The following is a 12,519-nucleotide window of genomic DNA, read 5'->3' on the forward strand; positions in this document are numbered from 1 at the left end:
ATGTTCTGCTCCGAGCTTCTTCTCGCTCCCGGCTTCCAAGCGACCGCTGATCGCGCGGTCGCCGCCACAAGGCTAAACCTGACGCAACTGCTGTGCGATCCGCACGAGTCGTCGATGCGTCACCCGATTACTCTTTCTCGTCCTGTTTCCGCTTGCGCACAAACAGCTTGATCGGCGTTCCTTCAAAGCCGAACGCATCGCGCAGTTTGTTCTCCAAATAACGCTCGTACGAAAAATGCATAATTTCCGGATTGTTGACAAACACAGCGAAGGATGGCGGGCGAACGGCCACCTGTGTCGTGTAGTAGACGCGGCACTTTTTACCCTTGTCGGTCGGCGGGGGCACCATCGTCACCGCATCTTCGATGATCGAGTTGACCGTCGAGGTCGAGATGCGCATCGAATGGTTTTCAGAAGCTGTTTTTACCAAGCTCAAGATTTTATTTACACGCTGCTTGGTCTCCGCCGAAACGAACAGCACAGGTGCCCACGGCATGAAGGGAAACTCTTTGCGAATCTGTTTTTCAAATTCGATCGCCGTCTTGTCGTTCTTCTCCAGCGTGTCCCACTTGTTGACCAGGATGATGATCGCGCGTCCCGCCTCCAGCGCGTAGCCGACGATCTTCTTATCCTGCTCGATGATCCCTTCCTCGGCGTTGATGACCAGGCAGCAGACATCGCTTCGCTCGATGGCAGACATCGCCCGCATCACCGAGTATTTCTCGGTGGTCTCATACACTTTGCCGCGCTTTCTCATCCCTGCCGTATCGATCAGCACATACTCCTGTCCTTCATGGACGAACTCGGTGTCGACCGCATCGCGAGTGGTGCCCGCCACAGCGGAGACCATGACGCGCTCCTCGCCCAGCAAGGCGTTGACGAGCGAAGATTTGCCGACGTTCGGTCGACCGATCATCGACACTTTGATCACATCTTCCGCATAGGCGGTGTCATACTCTTCGGGGAAGCTCTTCGCGACCTCATCGAGCAGATCGCCCAGCCCCACTCCATGTGTCGTGGAGATGCCAAACGGCTCGCCAAAGCCGAGCTCATAAAAATCGTAGACCGTCTGCAGCATCTTCGGGTTGTCCAATTTATTGACAGCGAGCACGATCGGCTTTTTCGTGCGGTACAAAATCTGCGCAACCTCTTTATCGGCGTTCGTCACCCCGTCTTGTCCATCGACAAGAAAGATGATGACATCCGCTTCGTTCATTGCCAGCTCCGCCTGTTCGCGGATGCGAAAAACGATCTCGTCCTCCTCGCCGACTTCGATCCCACCTGTATCAATCATACGAAACTTATGCTCTAACCATTCCGAACTTGCATAGATCCGGTCACGGGTAATACCCGGTTTATCCTCGACGATGGAGATTCGCTCCCCAGCCAATCGGTTAAAAAGGGTCGATTTTCCCACGTTTGGGCGACCTACAATCGCAACTACTGGTGTTGGCATGGAAGATCCCTGCCTTTCTCTGTTACTTGGTATTTGCCAGTTGTATATTATCTATAAAAAAGATTGGAAAGTCAACCGTATCTAGCCAGCGTATCCATGCGCTTTCCCGCTTTATGTGTCACCTTCTACAGGAAGCTGACAGGATCGAAGAACCCCACTCACCTGTAAAAATAGGTCGCTTTCAACCGGAGCGACCAAAGCGATGAGCGCGTGGGCACACGCGAGGGACTAACGGATGCTTCCTCGTCTCGCCCGCGCAGCTGGCGTTAAAAAAACGGCGTACCGCTGTATCGCCGCCATTCGCCATTCAGTGCTTCACCAAGATCATCGTGCCAGGACGGACCTCGTGTGCCATCGCGTCGAGAATCTTCTCCAGATAGAGCGACGTTTTTTGCAACTCCTCTTCCGTGTGGCAGAAAAAGATCGGTCCAGAGCCGCTGACACAATCCTTTTCGGTGGTGCAGACGGCGAGGATAAAATTGTTTAGCATCGACATCTGAGCTTTGCCCCTCTCTGCTTAAAGCTGTCGATCCGGTCGAACTTCCGCCTTGAGCGGTTTGCGGTAGGAGTTCTCCAGCACCGGCACCCGCTTGATGATCTGTTGCGCCTTTTCGGGATCTTTGTCCATCGGCAGCAGAAACAAGGCGAGCCGACCTGTGTTGAGATCGCGCTTGGACAGCGGCACCAGCGACGGTTCGCCAGAGTCGCGATAGACGCCGAGGATGGTGGAGACGTCGTGTAAGATCGCTTGCCGCTGGCCGAGGTTTCCGAGCGAGACCGTCCCGTTCGCATTTTTCGGCTCCAAGATAAAGCCCAGCCCGTTTTTCAAGATGCGCTCCTGCGAATCTTTCAGCCCTGTATTGTAGATCAGCACATTGTCGACAAACAGGTTTGGCCCTTGAAAATGCACGCTGCCCTCGCGGATGTTCACCATCGTCTCCAGCGTTTTGCCCGCCATCAGCCAGTGGGACAGCCAGATGCAGATCAGGCCGACCACCACCCCGCCGACGAACGAGAAGAGATGGGTGGCAAGCGCCGCAAAAAATGCGGTGCCGATGACAAGGTAGTTGCGCCCTTCGAACGCCATCGCGATCCCTTCGATGTAGGTCGCTCCCCGCGGAACCAGTTCCAACGCATCGACGTTGGTCAGCATTTGACGCTCCATGTTTCGCACATCGCGAAACTGCTGAGCAGCCAAGGCGAGAAAGGTGACCGCCGTATAATCTTTTTTCAAAAGCGTGGCGACCAACATCGCGCCCAGCCCAGATGCGATCACGCCGAGCGCGATGTGAATCACGACGCCGTGCGGATAGGTCGGATACTGCCTGTAGTCGGTCCGCAGCAAGTAAAGTCGGCAGGCGATTCCGCAGAGCGCTCCGATCAGGATGATCATCGTAAACTTATGCATGCTCCGGGCCTCCCTTCGAACGGCGTTCTCGCAACCCTTTGACGATGTTCTGCAAATAGCTGACGGTCGCATGGTATAGCCCGTGTGCGACCAACACCCCCGCACCGGCGACGGCGAGCAAATCACGAGTTTCCCCGCTGCCAAAGATGGTGACCCCCAGATCGAACGTGCGGTGTAACAGCGGATCGATGCTTGCCGCGATCATCAGCCCTACCCAGGCGATCGAAAAGGCCACAAAAGGCCGCTTCACGCTCACGACGGAGATCACCAGCGCCATCAGCGGATAGAGCAGATCCCCATTCAAGACAAAAAAGGCAGGATCGAGCGGCACCAGCGTCATCAACACGAGCAGAGCGCAAGAGACGGTCAACACCCCGAGCACATACTGCAATCGGTGCGACCACGAGTCGAACACAGAAAGCGTCCAACCTGTCAGCACGATCGTCATCAGCGTGCAGCCAAGGTTCCAGCGCACGTCAAATGGCCCTGTAAACGTCACTTCTGAAGCGGCCAGGTACACGATCAGCCCGCAGGCTGCCAGCACATGAGACAGTCGTCCATCTCGCAACGTCTTCTCTCCCCATCCGGTCGACAGGAGGATCACGAACACGATCATGATGATGTTGGAAACAACGCCAGGGTTCACACGTACCCCTCCTTTCAGATAAAAGGCGACTCACCAGTATGATGTCAGTTTTTCCAGCCTTTTACGGGGGTATACGCGCCGATCCGGTCTGTGTGGAAGAGCGGAGATGAATCGATCGGAAACCTTCATCTATGCTAGGATGGAAAGGAGGTGATCATGACAAAATGATACGCGGAGTTCTTTTTGACCTAGATGAAACGCTTTTGGATCGAACCCGCTCGCTCAACCGCTTTTTGCATGGGCAGTACGCTCGGTTTCAGGCTGCATTCCAGCACGTTGCACCAGAGACTTTTGAACAACGATTTTGTGAGTTGGATCAGCGAGGATATGTACATAAATCGCAGGTTTACTCCACGCTTCTCACAGAGTGGAAGATTAATGGTCTGACCACTGAGCAATTGCTCGCCGACTATCGAACTTCGTTTTCCGATCATGTGGAGGGGAATGCCTGTTGGCACGCTGTTCTTATCGAGCTGAGAAAAAGGGGTTATCAGATCGGGATCATCACCAATGGCGAGACAGCATTCCAGATGGCCAACATGCGCACGATGGGTATGCATTCGCTCGTCGATCACATTCTGATCTCTGAACAAGAACAGGTGCGCAAACCAGATCCGATGCTTTTTCAGCGTGGGGCACAACGACTCGCCCTCTCCGAAGAGGAGTGCCTGTTTGTTGGCGACCATCCATACAATGACATCCAAGGAGCGCGGCAGGTCGGCATGAAGACAGCCTGGTTTCAAAATGGTCTCGATTGGCCAGCAGAGCTTGCCCGAGCAGATGTGGAGATCGACAAACTCGCAGATCTGCTTTCGATGCTCGACCAACCTTCTTGGTAACTGCAGGAGCGACGCATTTCGGTTGAACAGGAACTGAAAAAAAAGAGTGCCGTACCAACGCGGTACGACGCTCTCTTCTTTCAAACTACCTCACTTTGTATCCTCTTGGCCGTCCTGCTTGCCCGAATCGGGAACGATTCCTTGTCGAGTCGTTCTCACCCATTCGTGATAGTCTTTCATCAGACCGTTGCTGTGCAGGTTGAACAGGCGCCTCAGCTCTTTGAGCGGTTCAGGATGATCGTCGACACGCAGATCGATATAGGGGAAATCTTCAACATCGACGACGAGCAGGGCAGCAGACTGCTTCCCACGCTTGTCCCCTCCTGCCTGCTGCCCAGCATCCAGCGCTTGGAGCAAGCGCTCCTCAAACGGTGCGTTCGAACCGCGAAAGGCTGCTGCTGTCGCTTGGACGACCTCGATGCCGGTCAGCAGGTTCCCCTGCACCGAAAAATTGTCGCCCGTGATGTGTCCCTTTCCCTCTTGCACGTCCGCCCCTGTCCACGCTGCCGCATGACCGTAGCGATCGACGATGCCGATCTGACGCAGCTCCTTGCCAGCATCCGATCTCTTCAGTTCATGCAACACTTCCTCCGCCGACAGCCCGTGCTCCAAAAGCATCAGCCCTTTGGGGCCAAGCGCCGGATTGACGCGCGCCTGTGTCGCCACTGCGCCAACACCTGCCTTTGCAAACGGGCAGAGCGATCCAACCGCTAGCGCTTTGGTGGTCACAGCGATGCCAAACCGCCCCGTCTCCGGGTCGCGGGCGACGATCGAAAACGTGTTCAATTCGATCTCCTTCATCAGCTCCACTTCCTCCCCTCCGCTTACAGTCCGCGCCTGGCGAATGGCTCAAGCGGGATTCCGCGCAACCTGCACCATTCTGCCGTCTCGCCGCGGACGATCAAAGGTCGCGCTGACAGGTCTGCAATTCGCTCACACCCTTGCAGGGTCAGGATCGTCCGGAGTTCGCTGTGCATGTGCTCGACCTGCTGGATGGCATGTTCGACGCCAGCTTCCATCAGCGGACGCAAGATGGCGCCAGCAAGTCCGACCGCTCTGGCTCCCAAAGCAAGACATTTGGCGACGTCGAGCGCATGTTGCACACCGCCCGAACCGATCAACTCGAACCGATCCAGATATGTCTGCGCTTCCAACAGCGAGACTGCTGTCGTCTGCCCCCAGCCTTCTAGCTGTTGAAACTGCATGCCGCTGCGCCGCCTGTTTTCGATCGCCACAAAATTGGTGCCACCGCGCCCCGCCACATCGACACACCTCGCACCGATACTCGCGAGCATCCGATACGTTTCGATGCTCATCCCGTTGCCCACCTCTTTGATGATCACCGGGACGGACACGCCTTCGATCACCTGCTGAATTCGCTCCAACAGTCCTGCAAACGAACGGTCTCCCTCGGGCATCGTCAATTCTTGAGCAACGTTCAGGTGCAGGTGCAGCAGGTCGGCATCGATCATCTCCACCGCTCGCTGAGCATCTTCCACCGTCGCCCCCGCTCCCAAGTTGCCGATGATCACCCCGTCTGGGTTGACATCGCGCACGATCCGGTATGTACTGCGCAGAGATTCGTCGTTCAAGGCGGCACGCTGTGAACCGACCGCCATCGCGATGCCCGTCTCATTTGCCAACTCGGCAAGTTTTCGATTGATCGCCTCGGTCGGCCCCGCTCCTCCAGTCATCGCATTAAGCAAAATCGGCGAACTGAGAGTCAGTCCGCCGATCGAAGTCGCGAGGGAGGCATCAGCAAGGTCGCGCTCAGGCAGAGCACGATGCACGAAGCTAAGATCGGAAAAGCCATTGCTCATCGTGACCGGCAGTTCCAAAGCGTACCGCACATGATCTAACTTGCGCTGTTCAGTCGACACATGCTTCCCCCGCTCACCATCATTTTATTTTTTGAACAGATCGCCGAACACATCGCCCAGCGTTCCGAGACCACCCTGATCGTTCCCGCTGTCTTGGTTGATGTACGAATCGATCTCGCGGCGGTTTCGGTCGCCCTCCACTTCGCGGATGGACAACGAGATGCGCTGATCCGCTTCGCTCACCTCAAGAACTTTCACCTTTACCTCTTGACCGACTTCCAGCACTTCATCTGCGGTCGCCACATGGCGGTTGGCGATCTGCGAGATGTGCACCAGACCTTCGACCCCAGGCAACAGCTCCACAAATGCGCCGAAAGACACCAGGCGTTTGACCGTTCCGGTCGCGATGTCGCCCGCGTGGAACTTGTTTTCCACGTCGCTCCACGGCCCCGGAGTCGCCGCTTTGATCGACAGCGAGATGCGGCCCGCAGCAGGGTCAACCTTCAGCACTTTCACCCGAACCGCATCGCCCTCTTTGACAACATCTGCCGGCGTGTCTACGCGGTGATGCGCCATTTCCGAGATGTGCACCAGACCATCGACACCGCCCAAGTCGACGAACGCCCCGAACGAGGTGATGCGCTGAACGGTCCCGCTGAGCGTCTGACCGGGCTGAATCTCGCCGATGCGAGTTTCCTTCTGCTTCTCGAACTCTTGATCGAGCACCGCTTTTTGGGACAGGATCACCTTGTTCTCCTCGCGGTCGAACTCGACGATCTTCACGCGCAGGGTGCGACCTTTGTAGTCGGAGAAATCCTCCACAAAATGGCGCTCGACCAGCGAAGCGGGGATGAATCCGCGCACGCCGACGTTGACGACCAGACCGCCTTTTACAACATCGAGAACTTTCACTTCGAACACTTCGCCGCCGTTGAACTTGCGCTCCAGCTCATCCCAAGCGCTGATCGCGTCTGCCGCTTTTTTCGACAGGATGATCTTGCCTTCCTCGTCGTTGATCCGCAGCACTTTGGCTTCAACTTCGTCCCCTACCTGCAAAACATCGGTGACGTTCTCCACACGAACGGGCGCAAGCTCGCCGATCGGAATCACGCCATCATATTTAAAGCCCACATCTACGAGCGCTTGCCCCTCTTCGATCTTGCTGATGCGCCCTTTCACCACGTCACCTTTTTGAATTGTGACGAGATCCATCTCTTTCATGTCCTCTACCATAGATTTACCTCCTATTTTCCTAGCGCCAAAAACGCTTCGAATCGTTGATTTATAGGGATGGCGTTATGAGACTCTTGCGACTCCCATAGCTACCGATACCTCTCCGGTAAAAGAACAGCTCAGAATAAACGTGATGAGAACGTTTGGTAACATCACCTAGTATGATACTGGAAGCCGCATTCCATACGAGATCAGCTGTGCTCAGCAAGCAGCTGACGGATCGCATTCATGATGTCCTCCGTCGCCTTCTCGATCATCTCGCTGTTCGTCTTTTTCCCGCGATAGGCGGAAAGATCGACCGGCTGACCGTAGACGATCTTCACCGGGCGAAACGGTCGGTACGGACCGATGATCGCCGCCGGAACGACCTCCGCGTTCGCTCGCAGAGCGAGCATCGCCGCTCCTCCTTGCCCTTTGTTGACCTCGCCCGTCTTCGACCTCGTGCCTTCTGGAAAGAGGCACAGCGCTTTTCCTGCGCTCAAGAGCTCAAGGGAAGCGCGAATCGCGCCACGGTCGCCCGCACCTCGCCGCACCGGAAAGGCACCGACGCTGCGAATCCCCGCACCGAACACCGGGATCTTAAACAGAGAGTCTTTCGCCATGAAGCTGAGCGGTCGCTCCATCGCGGAACCGACCAACGGCGGGTCGAGGTTGGAGATATGATTGGCACAGACGAGCAACCCGCCTTCCTGCGGAATGTTCTCCCTGCCGATCACCTGCCATCTATAAAAGATCTTAAAAAATCCGCGAAACAGCGCTCGGAAGAAGCGATACAACACCATAGTATACGCCCCCTAGAAATTCTGTGCTTCAGCGGAGCGACAGATATGTAAGATTTTTTCGACGACCGCTTCAATCCCGAGACCGGAAGTGTCGACGATCACCGCATCGTCCGCACGCTTCATCGGCGAATGCTCGCGGCCGCTGTCCAACTCGTCTCGACGCTCGATATCGCGCTTGAGCTGTTCAAAATCGAGCTGATGACCTTTCGCTGTCATCTCCTCATAGCGACGCCGCGCACGCTCTTCAACCGATGCGGTGAGCCAAATCTTCACATCAGCATCTGGCAACACGACGGTGCCGATGTCACGTCCGTCCATCACGACGCCCATCTTGTTGGCGATCTCCTGCTGCAACTTCACCAGCGAGGCGCGCACGCCAGGGACGGCAGAGACAGCAGAGACGTTCGCCGTGACATCCCGCGCGCGAATCTCCTCCGTAATGTCCACCCCGTCGAGAAAGACATCTTGTCCCTCTGAGGTAAGCTTAAAGTCGATCTGAACGCGGCTCGAAATCGCAGTCAAGGCGGCTTCGTCGGCAGGGTTGATCTGCTCTTGCAACGCTTTCCAAGTGATGGCGCGATACATCGCCCCCGTATCCACATAGGTCAGGCCGAGAGACTTGGCCACCAGCTTCGCTACGGTGCTTTTTCCTGCGCCGGCAGGTCCATCAAGAGCAACGCGCAATGTCTTCATCAATAACTTGCCTCCTGATTCGCAACTACACATGAAGTGGGACAGAACACAAAAAGCAGGCATCGCCCGCTTCTTATGACAGTGTATTCACTTCAAACATCCTCGTGTCAGGACGATGTGACGCGACTTTTCAATTGTCAATCTCTTCTTCACTGATAGTATCATATTCGCTGCGACGGGCGCAATTATTTCATGAAGTGAATCGGGCCGACCTCTGCCAGCTGTCCCTCCATCGCCTCGACCAACATGCCGGGAATCGGATAGGAGATCGCGGGGTCATCATGATCGACCTCAAAGCGGAACACGCCTGGCAAAAGCGTTGTATCCACCGTGACAACATCCCCTTGCTTGATGGAGACGGTCGCCATTCCATCTTGAAACGGGCTGGTCGGTACGCCGTTCACCTTCACCCAAACTTTGCTGAGCGAAGCTGTTGCATCGACGGAGCGAATCGTGAGCTGAGCTGCGGCCGACTCGGCAGCGGCGGGCAATACGCCCGTCGCGCGCTGCCCCTCCATCCGATCGGTCGCCGACAAAAATTGACGCCCCTGCGGTGTGGAGAGCACCAGCTGTGCGATCAGGATCAGCACAAAGCCGAGCAGGATCACTCGAAACAGCGGCTTCTCCAACCTTTCATATGCGTTCAAAAAGCGCTCTTCATACGATTGCTGGCGCTTTTGTTCCAACTTGTACCACCCCCAGATACGTTCCATCCTATGCAAGTCTGGGGGCTTTCATACTTCTAGCGGAAAACGCCTTTTTCGCGCATCTCGATCTGCCGCTTAAACGAATATTGGATGATCGCCTGACGATCCGGCTCTTGAAGCTCGTAAAATTTGAGCGAGATCAGCTTGCGATCATAGTGATCGACCGGTGCGACGCGAATCACGCGAGCTTTCCCGACGACCTCTTGCGATTTCCCTTCCAGCGGCAACAAGAAGCGAAAGCCGATGATGTCATCGCGGTGGATCGGCAGGTCTTTGTGCACGCGAAAGGTCACGCCGCCGCCAGAGATGTCGTGACCGATACCGTCAGCATGGACGATCTCTTTGTTCTCACTGTTCACAAAGACGAGATGGAACGTTGCGGAGATCGGCACGCGCAAAAACTCCCGTCGCTGATGACGGTGAACTTGCGAATAGTCTGGCTTCTGCAGACTGAGCAGCGGAATCTGCCTGATATCGCGCCCTGTCACCTGGGTTTGAAACGTGCACTGCGCACCGTCGATCGCCCGATATTGCACGAGCACAACCTGTCCGCTCGGCAGGATCGTCGGAATCTTTGCGCCCGGTTTGAGCGGCATGTCGATAAAGATGTGCTCTCTTTCCATATCCTGAACACGCGCCTGATAGCGACCCATAAAATAGCCCTCTGCGATCGACAAGCTGATGGTCTGCCCGATAACTGGGTATGCCAAATCTCTCACTCTCCAAAAGTTAAGATCTCCCGTCTCCCGAACGATTGGTCAAGACGAGGTCAAAAGACTGTGAACAGAACCAGAATGAATGCTTACTGCGATGAATACAACTGTAGAAAAATGGACAAAGAGGAATTGAACATGAAGCGTCTTGCACCCTATGCACTCCTGTTCACCCTGATCTTTCTGTTAGCTTTTCAAAATCGCTCGCCTGATCCCGCAGCGGAGGCGATCACCGTGCCTGCCAAACACCCGGCGTTCGTGATGATCGATCCTGGGCACGGCGGCTATGATCCGGGCGTCCGCTCTGCCGATCTGAAAGAGGCAGATCTTACGCTCGCGATCGGCAAAGAGTTAAAAACTGCGCTTGCCGAGCTGCAAATCGCAGCGGTGATGACGCGAGAGACGGACACCGATTACGCAACGCGCGGGTCGAGCGGAAAAACGGCGAAGCGATCCGATCTCAATCGTCGCATGGATCTCGCTTTCGAACAAGGTGCGACAATGTTTCTCTCGCTCCATGTGAACGCCTCTTCCCAAGCTACTCGCGGCGGTGCGGAAGTATTCTACTCCGAACAGCTGCCAGAGGCGAAGCTCCTCGCCGAATCGGTGCAATCGAAACTGCACCAACTGCCTGAGATGAGCAGAAGAGATGCGAAACCAGCGAGCTACTACCTGCTGGAGAATCTGCCGATCCCCTCGCTGATCATCGAGTGCGGATATCTAAATATTACAGGGGATCGTGCCCATCTGACCAGTCCTTTGTACCAAAAAAAACTCGCCCAAGCGATCGCATTGGGCGTTGAGGAGTATCTAAAGTCCCGATAGAGCTGAATCTAAAGTCCCGATCACAAACATGGAAGATTTAGCTCCATTTTTCCTTTGTCTCTGCTTAATTCAGTTTTTCTACACCGACCTCGTCGCCGTTGAGCGCCGAGACATAGACTTTGTAGGTGTCTCGGTCCATCGTGCCCACATATTCGTAGGCGAGAACCTCTTCATTTTGCGCATTGTGCGCGACGACAAGGTGCGTCTCTTGCAAATTGACGCGCGGCGAGACGAATGTGCGCCCTTGCTGCGCGGAGATCGCCGCTTTCGCCAGCGTGCGCGGGCGGTGGTTAAACATGTACTCACGAGAGTTGACCCCAAGAATCTCCCCGTTGTCCAGCGCGACTTGCACGGTGAGCTTATCCGGGTAGAGGCGAATGCCATCCTGCCTGGGCACGATGTCATAGACCCCGATCTTATCGTGCGTGTCGATATTGACCACCTCAAGATCGTTGCCGATGTTTTGCGCTTTGAGGTAGTCGATCGCTTTTTGCGCCCCTTGACTCAGGTCGATCTTCTCATCGTTCACCGTGCGATCGTTGAGCAGGTTGGTGACGCGACCGCCTTTCACCGTGACGGTCAAGATCGCTCCTTTGCGATTCCCTTGGTCTGCCGTAACGGTGTACGACGGGTAGGGAGCGCCCTTTCCGTTTTGTTTGGCATGAATGCCATCTGTCGAACTTTTCCCCAGCCACTTGGCGGCGATCTTTGCAGCCTCCTGTTCGGAAACTTGTGGACCGGTCAGATTTTGCACGTTCACGCTGTTTCTGTTTTTCATCGATTTCATGCTCGGTCCGAAGTTGAGCGGCGCAGAGTTTTTGACCGACTTTTCCATCGCATGAAAGCCGTCGACAATCTGGTTGTCCGTCTGTTTTTTCGTCTGCGTGAGCGCTAGTTCTGCATCCATCCAGCGCAGGTTGTATTTGATGACATTCGATTGCACATCGGCCAGCTGATTTTCCAGCTTTTTCGATCGCTTGTACAGCTCGGTGAGCGTTTTAAATTCTTGATCGTTCAGGCCTTGTTTGCCATCGCGCTCAACAGCTGTCCGATAGGAGAAATTGCCGACATCGTTGATAAACTCCATCGTGTTGTTGAAGGGCATCAGCGACAAAGGCAGTTGCCCGACATCGCTGCGCGCTTCTGCAGCCAGCTTCCACACTTCGGTCAGCGATGGGGTGAGCTGTTTCTTCGTATTGATCGCCAGCGACTTGCCCAGCTGGTCTTGGAGCAGGTTCATCCGATCGCTCAGATCGTGAAAAGCTCGCTGGTATTGGTTTTCCGTCTTGAGCAGCAACGCCTGTTTTTCCTTATGTTCGCGATACCCCCAAAAACCTGCGACCACAAGGGCGACGAGGAGCACGACAGAGGTGATTCGGCTAAACATACGCTTGCTC

Annotated in this window: 14 protein-coding genes; 2 read left to right on the forward strand and 12 right to left on the reverse strand. The window is 55.3% G+C overall.

Annotated features, from left to right (window positions below; translation table 11 throughout):
* Positions 1–127: 127 nt before the first annotated feature.
* The 4 genes from der to ACFSOY_RS01625 all read right to left on the reverse strand — a co-directional run bounded on the left by der (position 128) and on the right by ACFSOY_RS01625 (position 3,510).
* Positions 128–1,456 carry a ribosome biogenesis GTPase Der gene (gene der, locus ACFSOY_RS01610; protein ID WP_386043677.1) on the reverse strand — a complete coding sequence of 443 codons (1,329 nt, stop codon included), beginning with the start codon at positions 1,454–1,456 and terminating at the stop codon, positions 128–130.
* Between the two features lie 307 nt (positions 1,457–1,763).
* Positions 1,764–1,952, reverse strand: a complete 189-nt coding sequence (locus tag ACFSOY_RS01615; RefSeq protein WP_386043679.1) for a capping complex subunit for YIEGIA — start codon at positions 1,950–1,952, stop codon at positions 1,764–1,766.
* A 21-nt stretch (positions 1,953–1,973) separates the two neighbouring features.
* The gene (locus ACFSOY_RS01620; RefSeq protein WP_386043681.1) at positions 1,974–2,864 is read right to left on the reverse strand and encodes a YIEGIA family protein; all 891 of its coding nucleotides are present in this window, start codon (positions 2,862–2,864) and stop codon (positions 1,974–1,976) included.
* Complete coding sequence (locus tag ACFSOY_RS01625; RefSeq protein ID WP_386043683.1) at positions 2,857–3,510, reverse strand: YphA family membrane protein; 654 nt, start codon at positions 3,508–3,510, stop codon at positions 2,857–2,859. Before ACFSOY_RS01625 ends, ACFSOY_RS01620 begins: the two co-directional genes overlap by 8 nt.
* A gap of 164 nt (positions 3,511–3,674) precedes the next feature.
* On the opposite strand from ACFSOY_RS01625, the gene ACFSOY_RS01630 reads away from it, so the two are divergent.
* Entirely contained in the window at positions 3,675–4,349 is a 675-nt protein-coding gene (locus tag ACFSOY_RS01630) for an HAD family hydrolase (protein WP_386043685.1), read from the forward strand.
* Between the two features lie 90 nt (positions 4,350–4,439).
* On the opposite strand, the gene ACFSOY_RS01635 is transcribed toward ACFSOY_RS01630, so the two are convergent.
* The 7 genes from ACFSOY_RS01635 to ACFSOY_RS01665 all read right to left on the reverse strand — a co-directional run bounded on the left by ACFSOY_RS01635 (position 4,440) and on the right by ACFSOY_RS01665 (position 10,294).
* Positions 4,440–5,150, reverse strand: coding sequence for a DUF1028 domain-containing protein (locus ACFSOY_RS01635; protein ID WP_386044448.1), 711 nt, complete (start codon positions 5,148–5,150; stop codon positions 4,440–4,442).
* A 23-nt stretch (positions 5,151–5,173) separates the two neighbouring features.
* On the reverse strand, positions 5,174–6,229 hold the full coding sequence (fni, locus tag ACFSOY_RS01640) for a type 2 isopentenyl-diphosphate Delta-isomerase (protein ID WP_386043687.1): 1,056 nt from the start codon (positions 6,227–6,229) through the stop codon (positions 5,174–5,176).
* 24 nt (positions 6,230–6,253) lie between these two features.
* A complete protein-coding gene (rpsA, locus tag ACFSOY_RS01645; protein ID WP_386043689.1) occupies positions 6,254–7,402 on the reverse strand; it encodes a 30S ribosomal protein S1 in 1,149 nt (382 codons plus the stop codon).
* A gap of 191 nt (positions 7,403–7,593) precedes the next feature.
* Entirely contained in the window at positions 7,594–8,184 is a 591-nt protein-coding gene (locus ACFSOY_RS01650; protein WP_386043691.1) for a lysophospholipid acyltransferase family protein, read from the reverse strand.
* A gap of 12 nt (positions 8,185–8,196) precedes the next feature.
* Positions 8,197–8,877: a (d)CMP kinase gene (cmk, locus tag ACFSOY_RS01655; RefSeq protein ID WP_386043693.1), complete on the reverse strand. Its 681-nt coding sequence runs from the start codon at positions 8,875–8,877 to the stop codon at positions 8,197–8,199.
* Positions 8,878–9,062: 185 nt separating this feature from the next.
* Positions 9,063–9,563: a hypothetical protein gene (locus ACFSOY_RS01660; RefSeq protein WP_386043695.1), complete on the reverse strand. Its 501-nt coding sequence runs from the start codon at positions 9,561–9,563 to the stop codon at positions 9,063–9,065.
* Positions 9,564–9,619: 56 nt separating this feature from the next.
* The gene (locus tag ACFSOY_RS01665; protein ID WP_386043697.1) at positions 9,620–10,294 is read right to left on the reverse strand and encodes a flagellar brake protein; all 675 of its coding nucleotides are present in this window, start codon (positions 10,292–10,294) and stop codon (positions 9,620–9,622) included.
* A 141-nt stretch (positions 10,295–10,435) separates the two neighbouring features.
* On the opposite strand from ACFSOY_RS01665, the gene ACFSOY_RS01670 reads away from it, so the two are divergent.
* The gene (locus ACFSOY_RS01670; RefSeq protein ID WP_386043699.1) at positions 10,436–11,122 is read left to right on the forward strand and encodes an N-acetylmuramoyl-L-alanine amidase; all 687 of its coding nucleotides are present in this window, start codon (positions 10,436–10,438) and stop codon (positions 11,120–11,122) included.
* A gap of 64 nt (positions 11,123–11,186) precedes the next feature.
* Here the strand turns inward: ACFSOY_RS01670 and ypeB are convergent, their stop codons facing one another.
* Positions 11,187–12,509, reverse strand: a complete 1,323-nt coding sequence (gene ypeB / locus ACFSOY_RS01675) for a germination protein YpeB (RefSeq protein WP_386043701.1) — start codon at positions 12,507–12,509, stop codon at positions 11,187–11,189.
* Between the last annotated feature and the right edge of the window lie 10 nt (positions 12,510–12,519).

The organism is Tumebacillus lipolyticus, from assembly GCF_042682745.1.
Classification (GTDB): Bacteria; Bacillota; Bacilli; order Tumebacillales; family Tumebacillaceae; genus Tumebacillus_A; species Tumebacillus_A lipolyticus.

Excerpts from the sequence above, each read along its gene's own strand:
- ACFSOY_RS01630 (WP_386043685.1), top strand. The coding sequence starts at position 3,675 with ATGATACGCGGAGTTCTTTTTGACCTAGATGAAACGCTTTTGGATCGA.
- ypeB (WP_386043701.1), bottom strand. The coding sequence starts at position 12,509 with ATGTTTAGCCGAATCACCTCTGTCGTGCTCCTCGTCGCCCTTGTGGTC.
- rpsA (WP_386043689.1), bottom strand. The coding sequence starts at position 7,402 with ATGGTAGAGGACATGAAAGAGATGGATCTCGTCACAATTCAAAAAGGT.
- ACFSOY_RS01615 (WP_386043679.1), bottom strand. The coding sequence starts at position 1,952 with ATGTCGATGCTAAACAATTTTATCCTCGCCGTCTGCACCACCGAAAAG.
- ACFSOY_RS01650 (WP_386043691.1), bottom strand. The coding sequence starts at position 8,184 with ATGGTGTTGTATCGCTTCTTCCGAGCGCTGTTTCGCGGATTTTTTAAG.
- ACFSOY_RS01635 (WP_386044448.1), bottom strand. The coding sequence starts at position 5,150 with ATGAAGGAGATCGAATTGAACACGTTTTCGATCGTCGCCCGCGACCCG.
- cmk (WP_386043693.1), bottom strand. The coding sequence starts at position 8,877 with ATGAAGACATTGCGCGTTGCTCTTGATGGACCTGCCGGCGCAGGAAAA.
- der (WP_386043677.1), bottom strand. The coding sequence starts at position 1,456 with ATGCCAACACCAGTAGTTGCGATTGTAGGTCGCCCAAACGTGGGAAAA.
- ACFSOY_RS01670 (WP_386043699.1), top strand. The coding sequence starts at position 10,436 with ATGAAGCGTCTTGCACCCTATGCACTCCTGTTCACCCTGATCTTTCTG.
- ACFSOY_RS01620 (WP_386043681.1), bottom strand. The coding sequence starts at position 2,864 with ATGCATAAGTTTACGATGATCATCCTGATCGGAGCGCTCTGCGGAATC.